This is a genomic window from Streptomyces prunicolor NBRC 13075, assembly GCF_000367365.1.
Lineage (GTDB): Bacteria > Actinomycetota > Actinomycetes > Streptomycetales > Streptomycetaceae > Streptomyces > Streptomyces prunicolor.
The window spans coordinates 61262-77616 of record NZ_BARF01000064.1 but is presented as its reverse complement, the minus strand read 5'-3'; the positions used below and the strand labels follow the sequence as shown (position 1 = coordinate 77616).

General features: G+C 70.5%; 10 protein-coding genes. All 10 read right to left on the bottom strand.

Annotated features, from left to right (window positions below; translation table 11 throughout):
- Nucleotides 1-32 precede the first annotated feature (32 nt).
- The 10 genes from tpiA to SPR02S_RS28865 all read right to left on the bottom strand — a co-directional run bounded on the left by tpiA (nt 33) and on the right by SPR02S_RS28865 (nt 16088).
- Entirely contained in the window at nt 33-788 is a 756-nt protein-coding gene (tpiA, locus tag SPR02S_RS28915) for a triose-phosphate isomerase (protein WP_019060510.1), read from the bottom strand.
- A 41-nt stretch (nt 789-829) separates the two neighbouring features.
- Nucleotides 830-2041, bottom strand: coding sequence for a phosphoglycerate kinase (locus tag SPR02S_RS28910; RefSeq protein WP_019060509.1), 1212 nt, complete (start codon nt 2039-2041; stop codon nt 830-832).
- Between the two features lie 155 nt (nt 2042-2196).
- The gene (gene gap, locus SPR02S_RS28905; protein ID WP_019060508.1) at nt 2197-3207 is read right to left on the bottom strand and encodes a type I glyceraldehyde-3-phosphate dehydrogenase; all 1011 of its coding nucleotides are present in this window, start codon (nt 3205-3207) and stop codon (nt 2197-2199) included.
- A gap of 189 nt (nt 3208-3396) precedes the next feature.
- A complete protein-coding gene (locus SPR02S_RS28900) occupies nt 3397-6354 on the bottom strand; it encodes a M14 family metallopeptidase (protein ID WP_019060507.1) in 2958 nt (985 codons plus the stop codon).
- Between the two features lie 751 nt (nt 6355-7105).
- Complete coding sequence (whiA, locus tag SPR02S_RS28895) at nt 7106-8095, bottom strand: DNA-binding protein WhiA (RefSeq protein ID WP_019060506.1); 990 nt, start codon at nt 8093-8095, stop codon at nt 7106-7108.
- Nucleotides 8086-9153: a gluconeogenesis factor YvcK family protein gene (locus tag SPR02S_RS28890; protein ID WP_026150944.1), complete on the bottom strand. Its 1068-nt coding sequence runs from the start codon at nt 9151-9153 to the stop codon at nt 8086-8088. The genes whiA and SPR02S_RS28890 overlap by 10 nt, the downstream gene beginning before the upstream one ends.
- Complete coding sequence (gene rapZ / locus SPR02S_RS28885; RefSeq protein ID WP_019060504.1) at nt 9150-10154, bottom strand: RNase adapter RapZ; 1005 nt, start codon at nt 10152-10154, stop codon at nt 9150-9152. Before rapZ ends, SPR02S_RS28890 begins: the two co-directional genes overlap by 4 nt.
- Nucleotides 10151-12202, bottom strand: coding sequence for an excinuclease ABC subunit UvrC (gene uvrC / locus SPR02S_RS28880; protein WP_019060503.1), 2052 nt, complete (start codon nt 12200-12202; stop codon nt 10151-10153). The genes rapZ and uvrC overlap by 4 nt, the downstream gene beginning before the upstream one ends.
- 110 nt (nt 12203-12312) lie before the next feature.
- Nucleotides 12313-12984 (bottom strand): response regulator transcription factor, encoded by a 672-nt coding sequence (locus SPR02S_RS28875; RefSeq protein ID WP_019060502.1) that lies wholly within the window; start codon nt 12982-12984, stop codon nt 12313-12315.
- 473 nt (nt 12985-13457) lie between these two features.
- Nucleotides 13458-16088, bottom strand: a complete 2631-nt coding sequence (locus tag SPR02S_RS28865) for a PAS domain S-box protein (protein ID WP_245607635.1) — start codon at nt 16086-16088, stop codon at nt 13458-13460.
- Nucleotides 16089-16355: the final 267 nt, after the last annotated feature.

Below are 16355 nucleotides of genomic sequence, written 5' to 3'. Positions count from 1 at the left end.
GGATCGCCGCTACCGCCTACACACTGCCGGACTCACTGGTCGCGGAAGCGTGCGATCTTGACGAACTCGTCCGCGTCCAGCGAGGCACCGCCGACCAGGGCGCCGTCGACGTCGGGCTGCGCCATGATCTCGGCGACGTTGCCGGACTTGACGGAGCCGCCGTACTGGATGCGGACCTGGTCGGCCAGCTCCTGCGAGTACAGTTCGGCGAGCTTGCCGCGGATGGCCTGGCAGACCTCCTGGGCGTCGCCGGCGCCGCAGACCTTGCCGGTGCCGATGGCCCAGACGGGCTCGTAGGCGATGACGATGGACTCGGCCTGCTCGGCCGGGACGTCCTTGAGGCCGCCCTCGACCTGGGAGAGGGTGTGGGCGACGTGGTTGCCCGCCTCGCGGATGTCGAGTTCCTCGCCGACGCAGAGGATCGGGGTCAGGCCGTGCTTGTAGGCGGCCTTGACCTTCGCGTTGACGATCTCGTCGGTCTCCGCGTGGTACTGACGGCGCTCGGAGTGGCCGATCGCCACGTACGTGCACTTGAGCTTGGCCAGCATCGCACCGGAGATCTCGCCGGTGTAGGCACCGGAGTCGTGCGCCGAGATGTCCTGGGCACCGTACTTGATCTTGAGCTTGTCGCCGTCGACCAGGGTCTGGACGGAGCGCAGGTCGGTGAAGGGCGGCAGGACGGCGACCTCGACGGCCTCGTAGTCCTTGTCCGCGAGGGCGAAGGCGAGCTTCTGGACGTGGGCGATGGCCTCGAGGTGGTTGAGGTTCATCTTCCAGTTGCCCGCCATGATCGGCGTGCGCCCAGAGGAAATAGATGGAGCCATGTAGGTCAGTCCTCCAGTGCGGCGAGGCCGGGGAGCGTCTTGCCCTCGAGGTATTCGAGGGAGGCGCCGCCGCCGGTCGAGATGTGGCCGAATGCGGTCTCGTCGAAGCCCAGGATGCGGACGGCCGCGGCGGAGTCGCCACCGCCGACGACCGTGAAGGCCGGGGAGTCGAGAAGGGCCTGGGCGACCGCCTTGGTGCCCTCGGCGTAGTCGGGGTGCTCGAAGACGCCCATCGGACCGTTCCAGAAGATGGTGGCCGCGTCGGCGAGCTTCGAGGCGTACAGGGCACCGGTCTCGGGACCGATGTCGAGGCCCATCTGGTCGGCCGGGATGGCGTCCGCGGCGACGGTGGTGGGGTTGGACGGGGCCTTGGTCTTGAGGTCCGGGAACCCGGCCGAGGTCACGACGTCCACGGGGACGACGAGTTCGACGCCGTTCTTCTCGGCGCGCTCGACGTACTCGGTGACGGCGGGCAGCTGGTCGTCCTGGACCAGGGAGGCGCCGATCTCGTAGCCCTTGGCCTTGAGGAACGTGAAGGCCATGCCGCCGCCGATGAGGATGCGGTCGGCCTTGTCGAGCAGCTGGTCGATGACGGCGAGCTTGTCGGAGACCTTGGAGCCGCCGAGGGCGACCACGTAGGGCCGCTTGACGTCCTCGGTGAGCTTCTTCAGGACGCCGACCTCGGTGGCGATGAGGTAGCCGGCGTAGTGCGGCAGACGGGCCGGGAGGTCGTACACGGAGGCGTGCTTGCGGTGCACGGCACCGAAACCGTCGCCTACGTAGACATCCGCCAGGGCGGCGAGCTGGTCGGCGAACTCGCCGCGCTCGACGTCGTCCTTGGCGGTCTCGCCCGCGTTGAAGCGCAGGTTCTCGATGACCGCGACCTGGCCGGGTTCGAGGCCGCGCACCGCGTCGTGGGCGGCGGGGCCGACGGTGTCCTGGGCGAACGCGACCGGCGCGCCCAGGAGTTCGGCCAGGCGCTCGGCGGGCTGGAGGAGGGAGAAGGCCGGGTCCGGGGCGCCCTTGGGGCGGCCCAGGTGCGAGGCCACGATCACCTTGGCACCCGCCTCGACGAGGGCCTTGATCGTGGGCAGCACGGCGCGGATGCGGCCGTCGTCGGTGATGAGGCCGTCGGCCAGCGGGACATTGAGGTCGGCGCGGACGAAGACCCGCTTGCCGTCCACGCCTTCGGCGAGAAGTTCGTCGATCGTCTTCATAAAGGGACTCCTAGGGAGGGCTCTTCAGATCCGAGAGGGCTGATCGATCACTACGTAGCAGACGCCAAAGGCTCGGACACTACGTAGCAAGGGCTCGGACAGCGCGGCGTGCGCTGCCCGAGCCCTGACTCACATCGAGTTGCCTGCTCTGGGAGTTAGAGCTGGCCGCCGACGAAGACCGTGAGGTCGACGAGGCGGTTGGAGTAGCCCCACTCGTTGTCGTACCAGCCGAGGATCTTCACCGTGTTGCCTTCCTGAACCATGGTCAGGAGGGAGTCGAAGGTGCAGGAGGCCTGGTCGCCGACGATGTCCGAGGAGACGATCGGGTCCTCGGTGTACGTCAGGTAGCCCTTGAGGTCGCCGTCCTCGGAGGCCTTCTTGAACGCGGCGTTGACCTCGTCCTTGGTGACCTCGCGCTGCAGCGTCACGACCAGGTCGGTGGCCGAGCCGGTCGGGACCGGGACGCGCATCGCGATGCCGTCCAGCTTGCCCTTGAGCTGCGGGAGGACCAGGGCGGTGGCCTTGGCGGCACCGGTCGTGGTCGGGATGATGTTCTCGGCGGCGGCACGCGCGCGGCGCAGGTCCGAGTGCGGGAAGTCCAGGATGCGCTGGTCGTTCGTGTACGCGTGGACCGTCGTCATCAGGCCCTTGACGATGCCGAAGTTCTCGTCGAGAACCTTGGCCATCGGCGCCACGCAGTTGGTGGTGCAGGAGGCGTTCGAGATGACGTGGTGGTTGGCCGCGTCGTACTTGTCCTGGTTGACGCCCATCACGATCGTGATGTCCTCGTCCTTGGCCGGAGCCGAGATGAGGACCTTCTTGGCGCCGCCGGCGATGTGCTTCTCGGCGTCGGCCTTCTTCGTGAAGATGCCGGTCGACTCGATGACGATGTCGACGCCCAGCTCGCCCCACGGGATGTCGGCGGGGTTGCGCTCGGACAGCACCTTGATCGTGTGCCCGTCGACGGTGATCGTGTCGGCGGTGTGCGACACCTCGGCCTGCAGGCGGCCCAGGATGGTGTCGTACTTGAGCAGGTGAGCGGTGGTCGCGGTGTCACCCAGGTCGTTGACAGCCACGATCTCGATGTCAGCACCCTGCTTCAGCAGCGCGCGGAAGTAGTTACGACCGATGCGGCCAAAGCCGTTGATGCCTACGCGGATCGTCACGAACCGATCTCCTCGTTGGTACGCCGGCTCAGTGCCGGCGAGTTGTATGGGATGTCCCCGACCGCCTACGACCCTACCTCCCTGAGCCCTCCGTGGTGACATCGAGATGCCCCATACACGGCAGGGCGGTCCGTACCCGCCAGTAGGGGTACGGACCGCCCTTGATGTTCATGACATCGTCACACAGGGTCAGCTGGTCAGAGCGGTCAACGCCTTCTTAAGAAGGGCAGCACGGTCGGCCGCCGAGGTGACCTGTTCCAGGCCGAAGCCGAGCAGCACGGTGCGGTCGGTGGTGACCGCGCCGTACGTCTGGAAGAGGGCTCCCGTGCGGGTCCAGTCGTTCAGGACCGCGGGGCTGCCCGCGGGCGGGCCGCTCACGCTCCAGGCGCCGAGCGAGGTCTCGAAGCCCTCGGCCTGTGTCGCCGTACCGCCCACGACGAGGGAGGTGTCGTCGGCGAGGACGCCGTGGCCGCCGGAGCCCGGGTCGGTGATGTAACTGAGCGACACCTCGACGGACTTGCCTGCGTAGGCGCTCAGGTCGAAGCCGACCTGCTGCCAGCCGTTGGAGGCGCCGGTGAAGCTGTTCCACGAGCCGGTGGCACCGGTCGCGGTGCAGCCGCTGGAGGCGATGGTCAGGTAGTGCTTGAGCCACGGGTGCTCGGCGATCAGGAAGCCCGCCTCGCACTCCGTCGGTACGGCGGTGCCGGTGGCGCCGCCGACCTCCGGGAGCGTGGTCCAGTCGTCGGCCCCGGTGGTGTGGATCTCGACGACGGCGTGGTCGTAGCCGGGCTCGGTGTCCCACAGCAGCTCACTGCGGAGCGTGGGCTTGTCGGCCGCGCTCACCCCGGTGAGGTCGATGGTGCGGGTGAGGCGCTTGTAGGCGTCGTCGGTGTGGACGGCGGCGGCCATGTAAGAGCCCGCGTAGGGGCCGTACGGGTTGACGGTCCCGGCGAACTGGCCCGCGCCCGCGCTCGCGAACTGCGGGTACGTGGTGGGCGACAGGGAGTCGGAGGTGACGCTGTAGGTGCCGGCCCGGTCCAGCGGGTTGCCGGGGGCGCCGCTGAGCGGCCCGGTGAAGCCGGCGAGCTTGCCGGAGCCGGTGAAACCGGTGGCTCCGGGGGTGGACGTACGCGAATAGGCACCCAGGTAGTACTGGCTGAAGTCGTTCGAGGGGGTGCCGTCGGCGAGGGCCACGGATCCGCCGGCCTGCTCGCCGGCCTCGATCAGCTTGCCGCCCTCGTTGAGGAAGGCGCGCAGTTGGAGCTGGGTGTCGTTGCGCGGTCCCGCCGTGCCCGAGTAGTGGACGACGGTCTTGAAGTGGTCGAGCACGCCGAGCGCGTCGGGCGCGCCCTGGGTGGCGACGTCCCAGACGACCGCCTTGCGGCCGTTCGCCTTCAGGGCGTCGACGTAGGTCTGCGCCTGGGTGGCGGCAGCACCCTCCTCGGCGACGACAAGGGTGTCGGCCGCGGGCCGCGTGGCCACCGTGTACGTGAAGTGCGCGCTGGAGGTGGGCTTCCCGGCCTTCGTCTCACCGGTGAACCACACCTCGACCTTGTCACCCGGGTCGCCGTCCTTGACCTTGGCGCGGTATTCGTCGAAGTACAGGTTGTCGTCCCCGCCGTAGGTCTGGCCGCCCTTCCAGGACTTGAGCGCCATGTCCTCCGTACGGCCGCCGTTGACGCGGTACTTGAGCTCCTTGTCGCGCACGGACTTCCGTACGACGACGGAGACCTCCTGGTCGGCGCCGCGCGAGTACGACGTGGAGAAGGTGGCCGGGGTGAAGTCGGCGGCGCTGAGGCCGACCGACGACGTGGGCCGGTCGGGGTGGGCGGCGGTCTCGGCGACGGAGAGCGCGAAGGGGATGTTCTTCGCGAACTCGTCCTGGATCAGCTTCTCGTCGTCCGGGTAGTTGAAGACGGACTGGCAGTCGGCCGCGTTCCAGGCGTCGGTCGGGTCGATGTTCGACGCGGTCTGGCAGGTCGACATCTCGGGGGTGAACATCGACATGCCGTTGACGTTCGACGCGTGGCCGTCCGCCTCGCCGTTGGTCGTGTACAGCTCCGAGGAGACCTGGGAGTGGTAGCCGGGGATCGCCGGGTTGTCAGGCGTACCCGCGAGGGCCTTGTAGAGCACGTCGTCCGGGGTCGGGGTCGCGACCTGCCAGCCGACTCCGTAGAGGAGGAGTTCGGCGGCCGAGTGGTAGTTGATGCCGTAGCTGAAGCCGATCCGCTTCTCGAAGGTGTCGAGCGCCTGGGTCTCGGGCTCGGAGGCGGGCGCCGTACCGCGGTAGGTCTCGCTGGTGGGGTTCGGGGACGAACCCTCGTCGTCGTAGCCCCACTTGTAGGAGAAGTTGCGGTTGAGGTCGACACCGTCGCCGGTGGAGATGGTGCCGTCGCCGTTGTTGTCCCGCAGGTTCTTGCGCCACAGGCGGGTGTCGGAGTTCTGGAAGGTGTAGTCGTAGCCGTCCGGGTTGGCCGACAGCACGAACCACAGCTCGGTCGAATCGACGATCTTCTTGATGCGCTTGTCGGTCTTGTAGTTGTCCAGGTAGTAGTGCATCAGCCGGCGGGTCATCTCCGGAGTGATCCACTCGCGCGCGTGCTGGTTGGACACGTAGAGCACGGAGGGCTTGGAGCCGTCCTTGGTCTTCTTCGCGTTCTTGGTCAGTTTGAGCGCGAGGATGTCCTGGCCGTCGATCGTCTTGCCGATGGACTCGACCTTGGTGAGCCCGGGGTTGGCCTGCCCGGCCTTGAGGATCTCCTCCTCCAGCCCGCCGCTTCCGCTGTACGGCCGGAACACGCCCTGCGCCGCGTCCTCGACCCGCGTCTCGGCCTTCGCCGACAGGGTGTGCTCGGTGAGGTCGACGCCCTGCTTCTCCAGCTTCTGGGCCTGCTGGTCGGTGAGGTAGACCTCGACGGCGGTCTTGCCGGCCGCGGAGAACTGGTTGTCGCCGAGTTCGTGGGCGTCCTGTCCGGCCTTCAGGAGCAGGGGTATCTGCTTCTGGGTGACGTCGGCGCGGAAGACCTTGACCTCGGCGGGGTCGGACTTCGCCGAACTCCCGCCCTGCGCCCGGGCGATCGGTGCGACGCTCGCCCCTGCGATCAGGAGGGCGCCGACAGCGAGGATCGATCTCGCTCTGTGTCTCATGAATCCCCCTAGCAATCGTCCGCCACAGCGGCGAACAGTTGCCAGGCTCATGACACTTCATGATCGAGTCAAGGGGGCCTCAAGGACGGTCAAATGACGGGGTGGGCGGGGGACTTCGGCAGGGGCGGCGGATCGTGCCGGAGAGGCGAGGGGGACGCGTGTCCCTCGCGGGGCCCAGGCGGCGTTGCTCGTGGGCCGCGCGGGGCCGAACTGTATCGAGTTCTGCGGCGCCCAAGGCGGACGTACGGCGACGCGAGGGCCCTCGGGGAGCCCGGCCGATCTCCTTGAGGGGCATGGGGCGGCCGCGGGGCGTTTCTCCTTGAGGGGCGCGGGCGTTGATTCTCCCCGGCCTGATCAGCTGGGAGGCCTGGAGGAGCGCGCACCGGTGTATCGGCAGCTCGCCGGCATCGAGACGACGGCAACCGCAGCAGAGAAGCGCCGGTGCCAGGGCCTCCGAGGATGCCTGCGGGTCTTCCCCAAGGCCGCAGTGGCCGGCATGCATTCGCCCGGCGGGAGCCCTCGTAGTCTTGCCCTCGACCCTCGGCTCCCCCGCGCCGACCGGCCGCCGTTGACCTCCTCCGGCCCGATCCACCAGGCACGCCCGCGCAGGCGCCCCGCACCGGCGAATTGACGGCCCGTCGGCATCGAAGCCGAGGCACCCCACGACAGACGAACGCCGGTGCCGACGCCCGGACTGGGCACCCGCACCGGCGTATTGACGGATCGTCAGCCGATCCGTGACGAGTGATCGTCAGCCGACCATGTTGTCGGCCATCTCCTCGGTGATGCTGGACTCCGTGCCCGGGATGCCCAGGTCCTGGGCCCGCTTGTCGGCCATCGCCAGGAGGCGGCGGATGCGGCCGGCGACCGCGTCCTTGGTCAGCGGCGGGTCGGCGAGGGCGCCGAGCTCCTCCAGGGAGGCCTGCTTGTGGTCCATGCGGAGCCGGCCGGCCGCCGCGAGGTGCTCGGGGACCTCGTCGGCGAGGATCTCCAGGGCACGCCCCACACGGGCACCCGCGGCGACGGCCGCGCGGGCCGAGCGGCGCAGGTTGGCGTCGTCGAAGTTGGCGAGGCGGTTCGCCGTGGCGCGCACCTCGCGGCGCATCCGGCGCTCCTCCCAGGCCAGCACCGACTCGTGCGCGCCGAGCCGGGTGAGCAGGGCGCCGATCGCGTCGCCGTCACGGACGACCACCCGGTCCACGCCGCGCACCTCACGCGCCTTCGCCGCGATCGACAGCCGACGGGCCGCGCCGACCAGTGCGAGCGCGGCCTCCGGGCCGGGGCAGGTCACCTCCAGGGAGGAGGACCGGCCGGGCTCGGTCAGCGAGCCGTGCGCCAGGAACGCCCCTCTCCAGGCCGCCTCCGCGTCACAGGTGGCCCCCGAGACGACCTGCGGGGGCAGGCCCCGGATGGGGCGTCCGCGGCCGTCCACGAGCCCGGTCTGCCGGGCCAGCTGATCGCCGCCCGCGACCACCCGGACGACGTAACGGGAACCGCGACGCAGGCCGCCGGGCGCCATCACGATCAGTTCGGAACTGTGGCCGAAGATCTCCAGAATGTCCCGCTTGAGCCGGCGCGCCGCCATCGCGGTGTCCAGCTCCGCCTCGATCACAATGCGCCCGCTCACCAGGTGGAGGCCTCCGGCGAACCGCAGAATGGCGGAGACCTCCGCCTTCCTGCAGCAGGTCCGGGTGACGGGGAGCCGGGAGATCTCATCCTTCACCGCTGCCGTCATCGCCATGGGCCGATCCTTCCATGCATCCGAAAAATACGGTCGTACGCGGCGGCCAACAGCTCCGGGTCGTGCCTTGGAGTTCCGTCGGTCCGGGCCACCGGCGCCAGCTCGACCGCGGCGTCCAGCCGCTTGGCGGCTTCGGTGAGCGACGCGCGATCGGGCACGGCGGCCTCGTCGGCCAGCACCACGTCCAGGGCGAGTTTAGGGGCGTGTCGTCCCAAAACCTCCAAATGACGCTGCGGGGAGAAGCCATCGGTTTCTCCGGGCTGCGGCGCGAGGTTCAGGGAGAGTACCCGGCGCGCCTTCGTCTCGGTGAGCGCGTCGAGCAGTTCGGGCACCAGCAGGTGCGGGATGACGGACGAGAACCAGGAGCCCGGACCGAGCACCACCCAGTCCGCGTCGAGCACGGCGGCGACGGCCTCGGGCACGGCGGGCGGGTCGTGCGGCACGACGTGCACGGACATCACCTCACCGGGAGTGAGGGCCACGGTCGCCTGTCCCCGCACGGTGTCGACGTCGTCGGGCCGCGCCGGATCGTGCCCCTTGACCAGGGCCTGGAGTTCCAGCGGTACGGCGGACATGGGCAGCACGCGCCCGTGCGCGCCGAGCAGCTTGCCGACCAGGTCGAGGGCCTGGACGTGATCGCCGAGCTGCTCCCACAGGGCGACGATCAGCAGATTGCCGACCGCGTGTTCGTGCAGGTCGCCCTTGGACTGGAAGCGGTGCTGGATGACGCGGGCCCAGGTCTGGCCCCAGTCGTCGTCGCCGCACAGCGCGGCGAGGGCCTTGCGCAGGTCCCCCGGGGGCAGCACGCCCAGTTCGTCGCGCAGGCGGCCGCTGGAGCCGCCGTCGTCGGCCACGGTGACGACGGCGGTGAGGTCGCCGGTGATCCGGCGCAGTGCGGTGAGCGAGGCGGACAGGCCCATGCCACCGCCGAGGGCGACCACCTTGGGCTGGGTGCCGCGCCGGCGCGGCTTTCCGCCGCGGGCCTCGACGGGCCTGGTCGTCCGTCCTTCGGGCACCACGCGGCGCAGCCTGCCCAGCCGTGGGCTACGTCCTGTCATTCCCGTCCCATGTCCCGGTGTACGACCACCGTCTCCACGCCCTCGGCCACGAGCCGCGCGGCGAGCTTCTCCGCCGTGGCGACCGAGCGGTGCTTGCCGCCGGTGCAGCCGATCGCGATCGTCACGTACCGCTTGCCCTCACGCCGGTAACCGGCCGCGATGAGCCGCAGCAGCTCGGCGTACCGGTCGAGGAACTCCTTGGCGCCGGGCTGGTTGAAGACGTACGCCGAGACCTCTTCGTTGAGGCCGTTGAAGGGGCGCAGCTCCGGGATCCAGTGCGGGTTGGGCAGGAAGCGCATGTCGGCGACGAGGTCGGCGTCGACCGGGAGGCCGTACTTGAAGCCGAAGGACATGACGGTGGCCCGCAGTTCGGGCTCCTCCTCGCCGGCGAACTGGGCGTCCATCTTGGCGCGCAGTTCGTGGACGTTGAGGCTGGAGGTGTCGATGACCAGGTCGGCGTCGCCGCGCAGTTCGCGCAGCAGCTCGCGTTCGGCGTCGATGCCGTCGACGATGCGGCCGTCGCCCTGGAGGGGGTGCGGGCGGCGCACCGACTCGAAGCGGCGCACCAGGGCGTCGTCGGAGGACTCCAGGAAGACGATCCGCCGGGTGACGTTCTTCGACTCCAGGTCGGCGAGGGACTCGCGGAGGTTGTCGAAGAAGCGGCGTCCGCGGACGTCGACGACGACCGCGATGCGTGCCACGTTGCCCTGGGAGCGGGCGCCGAGCTCCACCATGGTGGGGATCAGGGCGGGCGGGAGGTTGTCGACGACGAACCAGCCGAGGTCCTCCAGGCACTTGGCGGCGGTGGACCGCCCGGCCCCGGACATGCCGGAGATGATCACCAGCTCGGGGATGGCCGCCTCGGGCACCCCGGGGGTCGTACTGTCCGTACTCACTTCTGCTCCGTTGTCCTGGGTCTCTTCCGGTGGAGCCTGATCCTCGCCCGTCTTCTTGTGGGTCTGATCTCGGTCCGCTGTGGGCCGCTTCTCGTGCTCGGTCATGTCTCCTGCCCCCGTCGCTCGTCCGGGGCTCCCGCGGGTACGGGCTCCCCTGGGGCGCCCGCCGTCGTCTCGGGTGTCCCGTCTTCCATGTCATCCATGATCTCTCCAGTCGCCGTGTTCACGGCGGGTGCGGCCGGGGCCGCCTGGGCGAGGGCCACCGCGATGGTCTCGGCGGTCTTGCGACCTATGCCCGGAACCTCGCAGATCTGGTCGATTGTCGCGGATCGCAGCTTCTTCACCGAACCGAAGTGTTTGATCAGCGCCTGCTTACGGGTCTCGCCGAGGCCGGGCACGTCGTCCAGGGGGCTCGCCCGGAAGCGCTTGGCACGCTTGGCGCGCTGATAGGTGATCGCGAAGCGGTGGGCCTCGTCGCGGACGCGCTGGAGGAGGTAGAGGCCCTCGCTGGTGCGGGGCAGGACCACGGGGTCGTCCTCGTCGGGCAGCCAGACCTCCTCCAGGCGCTTGGCGAGGCCGCACACAGCGATGTCGTCGATGCCCAGCTCGTCGAGGGCCCGCTTGGCGGCGGCGACCTGCGGCTGTCCGCCGTCGACGACCACGAGCTGCGGCGGGTAGGCGAACCGCTTGGGGCGGCCCTCGTCGTCCTTGAGGTCCCTCAGCTCGTCGCCGTCGGCCCACTCCCCCGTCTTCTCCTTCTCGGCGAGATAGCGCCGGAAGCGGCGGGTGATCACCTCGTGCATCGAGCGGACGTCGTCCTGGCCCTCGAAGCCCTTGATCTGGAAGCGGCGGTACTCGCTCTTGCGCGCCAGCCCGTCCTCGAAGACGACCATCGACGCCACGACGTCGTCGCCCTGGAGGTGCGAGATGTCGTAGCACTCGATCCTCAGGGGGGCGCTGTCCAGGTCGAGGGCCTCGGAGATCTCCTCCAGGGCGCGTGAGCGGGTGGTGAGGTCGGAGGCGCGCTTGGTCTTGTGGAGGATCAGCGACTGCTGGGCGTTGCGCGCGACGGTCTCCATGAGGGACTTCTTGTCGCCGCGCTGCGGGATGCGCAGGGACACGTTCGCCCCGCGACGGTCCGTCAGCCACTGCTGGACCGGCTCCACCGGGTCGGGCAGGGCCGGGACGAGGACCTCCTTGGGGACGGAGTCCCCGGTCTCCTCGCCGTAGAGCTGCTGGAGGGCGTGTTCGACGAGGGCCGCGGTGGTGACGTCCTCGACCTTGTCGGTGACCCAGCCGCGCTGGCCGCGCACGCGTCCGCCGCGGACGTGGAAGATCTGGACGGCCGCCTCCAGCTCGTCCTCGGCGACCGCGATCAGGTCGGCGTCGGTGGCGTCGGCGAGGACGACCGCGCTCTTCTCCATGGCCTTCTTCAGGGCCTCGACGTCGTCACGGAGGCGGGCGGCCCGCTCGTACTCCATCTCCTCGGCCGCGTCCGTCATCGCCTTCTCCAGGCGGCGGATGTACGTGCCGGTGCGGCCGGCCATGAAGTCGCTGAACTCCTCGGCCAGTTCGCGGTGCTCCTCCTCGGAGACGCGGCCGACGCAGGGGGCGGAGCACTTGCCGATGTAGCCGAGCAGACAGGGGCGGCCGGTGCGCGCCGCGTTCTTGAAGACGCCGGCCGAGCAGGTGCGGACGGGGAACACGCGCAGCAGGAGGTCCACGGTGTCGCGGATCGCCCAGGCGTGTCCGTACGGCCCGAAGTAGCGGACGCCCTTCTTCTTGTGACCGCGCATCACCTGCACGCGCGGGTACTCCTCGTTCATCGTCACCGCGAGGTACGGGTAGCTCTTGTCGTCGCGGTACTTGACGTTGAACCGGGGGTCGTACTCCTTGATCCAGGAGTACTCCAGCTGGAGTGCCTCGACCTCCGTGGACACCACCGTCCACTCCACCGACGCGGCCGTGGTGACCATCGTGCGCGTGCGCGGGTGGAGTCCGGCCAGGTCCTGGAAGTAGTTCGCCAGGCGCTGGCGCAGGCTCTTCGCCTTTCCGACGTAGATCACCCGGCGGTGCTCGTCGCGGAATTTGTAGACCCCGGGCGAGTCCGGGATCTCTCCCGGCCTGGGGCGGTAGCTGGAGGGATCGGCCATGTTTCCCACCCTACTGGCGCGGAGTGACAGCGCGGTGGGGCTGTGGACAACGCCGGACACGCCCGGCGGAACTCTTGCCGGAACGATTGTCGGATGTCCGGCCGGAACTCCTACCGGGACTCCAGAAACGTGAGAACGGCCAGGACACGGCGGTGGTCGTCGGCGGCTTCCGGAAGGTGGAGTTTGCCCAGGATGCTGCGGACGTGTTTCTCGACGGTGCCCTCGGTGACCCACAGCCGGCGGCCGATGCCGGCGTTGGAGCGGCCCTCCGCCATCAGCGCCAGGACCTCGCGCTCGCGGGTGCTGAGGAAGGACAGCGGGTCGTCGCGGCGCTGCGCGGAGAACAGCTCGTGCACCAGGGAGGGGTCCACGACCGAGCCGCCCTTGTGGACACGGTCGAGGGCCTCGACGAACTCGTCGACGACCGTGATCCGGCTCTTGAGGAGATAGCCGACCTTGTGCCCGCCGGCCAGCAGCTCCAGCGCCTCCTCGACCTCGACGAACGCGGACAGCACGAGGATGCCGGTGCCGGGGTGGCGCTCACGGATCGTCCGGGCCGCCTTGAGGCCCTCGGTGGAGTGGTCGGGCGGCATCCTGATGTCGACGATCGCGAGGTCGGGCCGCTCGGTGTCGACCAGTTCCAGGAGCCGTACGGCGTCGCCGGCCTGGCCCGCCACCTCGTAGCCCAGGCGTTCGCACAGGCTCGCCAGGCCCTCCCTGAGCAGGACGTCGTCGTCGGCGAGGACGACCCGTCCCCGCGCGGTCTGCTGCGATGCGTCCATCGTCACGGCTCCCCTTGCCCGACCGGTGCGGTGCACCAGGCACAGCCTGCCGGACCGGGTCGGGTACGGCTAGCCGGTAAGGGAATTGGGGGGTGACCGTGAAGACGTGGCGCCGCGTCCGGGCGATTCTCGTAGGAGTGCGAATGCGGGCGGACCGGTCACCCGGGCGAGAAGCGACGGGCCCCGGCCGGAACGTCGGAAGGGCTGCGGGAGATGCGGCGGACACGGGCAGGCAGACGACGGCGGTCGGTCCGTGTCCGCCCGTACGAGGACGACACCCGGTCCCTGAAGGACCTCCTCGACCCGCGGGACCCCGACGTGGTCCGCGCCAAACAGCTGCGTGCCAGAACCTCGCGGCACCCCTAGAGCCGGACGGCTGCCTCTCCGTCCGAGAAGACCGCCCGACGCGTACGCGACGTCACCGAGTCCAAGGCTCCCCCCGACCTGGACCCCGTCGCGTACGCCTCGGGCGGTCACATGTCGGTCCGGGGCAGCGGCAGTCGTACGGTGAGAGTTGTGCCCTCCCCCGGTGGGCTGGCGACGCGCAGCTTGCCACTGATCGCCTCGACGCGGTCGACGAGGCCGATGAGCCCGGAGCCGTGCCCGAGGTCGGCGCCGCCCACTCCGTCGTCGGCGATCGTCACCTCCAGGACGTCGTTTTCGACCCGCGCCGTCACCGCCACGAAGCTCGCGCGCGCGTGCTTGACGGCGTTGGTGAGGCACTCGGAGGTCACGTAGTAGACGGCGACCTCGATCCCCTCCGGGAGGCGGCCGGCGGGGAGGCGCAGGTCAAGTTCCACGGGGACGGCGGAGCGGCGGGCGAGTGCGCGCAGGGCCGGGCCCAGGCCGCCCTTGGAGAGGATCGCGGGGTGGATGCCGCGCGCGACCTGCAACAGGTCGGCGAAGGCGTCGTCCAGGCCCTTGGCGATGTGGTCCAGCTGCTCGGCGAGTTCCTCCGGCTGCTCGTCCAGCATCGACTGGGCCATTCTGAGGTCGAGTTGGAGCGAGACGAGGCGCTGTTGGACGCCGTCGTGCAGATCGCGTTCGATACGGCGTCTGGAGGCGTCCCCGGCGGCCACCACGCGCGCGCGTGACGCGGTGAGCTGGTCGCGGCTGTCGGCGTTGGCGAGGGCGGTGGCGACGAGTTCGGTGAAGTCGGCGAGCCGGGACTCGGTGCCCGGCGGCAGCGGTTCGGGTCCAGCGGCGGCCGCGACGACGGCACCCCACAGCCGGTCGTCCACGACGATGGGGGCGCCCACCGAGCGGCCCACGCGCGCGGGGCGGGCGGTGCGCGCGACCTCCGCGGCGGCGGCCGTCTCGGCCTCGGCGGCGGGCCCGCGGGCGGAACCGAGGACGGTGGCGGCCCCGTCGGCGCCGTAGCGCAGGACCGCGGCGGAGCCGCTGCTCAGGACCTTGCCCACCTGGTCGGCGACTTCGGAGAACACCTCGTGCGGTGGCACCCCGCGCGCGACGAGGGTGGCGACCCGGCGCAGCGCGGCCTGTTCGCGGGCGGCGCGGCGGCTCTCGGTGACGTCGCGTGCGGCGGCGTAGATCAGGCCGTCCGCGGTGACCGGGCGGGCGCTCCACTGGAGCCAGCGTTCGGTGCCGTCGTCGCGGACGAACCGGTTCTCGAACTCGGCCAGTTCGGCGCCGTTCGCCAGCCGGTCGAGGGCGGCACGCGTGCGTGCCCGGTCTTCCGGGTGCACGAACTCCAACCAGGGTCTGCCCAGGAGCGCGTCGGCGGAGTGGCCGAGGGTCCGCTCGAAGGCGGGGTTCACGCGCTTGAAGTAGCCGTCGAGTCCCGCGATGCACAACAGGTCGAGGGAGAGGTGGAAGATGCTCGCCAGCTCCTGCTCGGCCTTGTCGCGCCGCCCGTGTGCCGCGGCGAAGGACGCCATGGTGCCGTTCATGCCGCCGAGCAGCTGCGCCCAGGTCCCCTCGAACGCGGCGACGTCCGCGCGGTGGCCGAGCCGGTTGTCGTCGATCGCCGTGTTCATGGTGTTGATCTCGCCGGCGAGCCGTTCGGTGGTGACCCGTAGTTCGCGGAACGTGTCGGCGACGGCGCCGAGTTCGTCCCGGCCCGCGTACCGGATGTCGTACGACAGGTCGCCCTCGGAGAGCGCGCGGGCGCCCGCGGAGACCTCGCTGAGGGGGCGGGTGATCGACAGGCGCAGGGTCAGCGCGAGGATGGTGACTGCGGCCAGGACGGCAAGCGACACGCTGAGGTCGCGTGCCTCACGCGTGCGTGCGGTGTCTAGGTCGCGCGCGGCGTCGCGGCCCAGTTCGGCGGCGGCCCGGTGCTGGATGCCGCGCAGTGTCTCGATGCGCTGGGTCGAGGCGGTCAGCCAACTGGCGTACGTGGGCCAGGCGTTGCGGTCGGCGTGCGGGTCGGCGAGGGTTTCGCGGGTCTTGCGGACGACGAGGCCGGGGTGCTGGAGCAGGGCGACGTAGAGCCTGCCCTTGAGGTCGGCGGGCGCGGTCCGGCCGAAATCGTCCAGGAGCGCCTTCTCCAGGGCCGACCAGCGGTCCGTGGCGGTGGCGTGCGGGGCGTCGGGGCTGTCGAACAGCACGGCCAGTTCGGCGCGTTCCCGTTCGGCGGCCTCGATGGCGTTCAGGAGCGCGATGTGGGTGTCGGCCGCCTGCCCGGAGGTACGGGTCGGGCGACCGGACTCCAGGGTGGCGGCCAGCTCCAGGAGGTCGTCCTCGATCGTGTCGTACTGGGCGGCCAGTTGGGGCGCGGTGAGCGACTCGGTACCCAACTGGAGCCGCAGGGCGTGCAGTTGGCGGTTGCGCGCGGCGAGCCTGCCCGTGACGTCGGTCGGTACGGGTCGGCCGGCCGCGCCCAGGAGGGCCGCGTTCAGGGCGTGGTCGGTGGCGCGCTGCGCAGCGGAGCGTTCCTTCAGGGTCGCCGGGCCGGGACGCAGCCGGGCCCGCACGGCGGCGATGCGCTCCCGGGCGATGGCGTCGGTCAGCGCGGTGGTCCTGAACGACAGCGCGGTCGCCGTTCGGAAGTCCCGCAGCGTCTGCGCGTCGTGCCACTGGGAGACGGCGCCGAACACGGTGAACGCCAGCATGCCGGTCACCGGGAGCAGCACCAGGAGCATCAGCTTGCGCCCGACGCGCAGCCGGGCGAGGAAGGGGATCCGGAGGGCTGCGCCGGGCCGCGGGCGCCGCCGACGGGGGCCGTACGGGGCGGGCCGGTCGGAGCGCGGGCTGCGCAGCTCCGGGAGCACGGTGGGCGTGGCGAGGTCGGGCTCGGCTCGGAGCCCTGGCAGCACCCTACGGAGCGGGCCCGGGGACAGGGGGCGACGCACGGCGGGCTCTCAGCGGCCGGCGGGTGGGGAGTTCCGAAGATGGTGGGTCACATGCCC

Bases quoted from the DNA above. Each gene is read 5' to 3' on its own strand.
- tpiA (WP_019060510.1), bottom strand. From the start codon at position 788: ATGGCGGGCAACTGGAAGATGAACCTCAACCACCTCGAGGCCATCGCC.
- SPR02S_RS28910 (WP_019060509.1), bottom strand. From the start codon at position 2,041: ATGAAGACGATCGACGAACTTCTCGCCGAAGGCGTGGACGGCAAGCGG.
- SPR02S_RS28900 (WP_019060507.1), bottom strand. From the start codon at position 6,354: ATGAGACACAGAGCGAGATCGATCCTCGCTGTCGGCGCCCTCCTGATC.
- whiA (WP_019060506.1), bottom strand. From the start codon at position 8,095: ATGGCGATGACGGCAGCGGTGAAGGATGAGATCTCCCGGCTCCCCGTC.
- SPR02S_RS28890 (WP_026150944.1), bottom strand. From the start codon at position 9,153: ATGACAGGACGTAGCCCACGGCTGGGCAGGCTGCGCCGCGTGGTGCCC.
- rapZ (WP_019060504.1), bottom strand. From the start codon at position 10,154: ATGACCGAGCACGAGAAGCGGCCCACAGCGGACCGAGATCAGACCCAC.
- uvrC (WP_019060503.1), bottom strand. From the start codon at position 12,202: ATGGCCGATCCCTCCAGCTACCGCCCCAGGCCGGGAGAGATCCCGGAC.
- SPR02S_RS28875 (WP_019060502.1), bottom strand. From the start codon at position 12,984: ATGGACGCATCGCAGCAGACCGCGCGGGGACGGGTCGTCCTCGCCGAC.
- SPR02S_RS28865 (WP_245607635.1), bottom strand. From the start codon at position 16,088: ATGCTCCTGGTGCTGCTCCCGGTGACCGGCATGCTGGCGTTCACCGTG.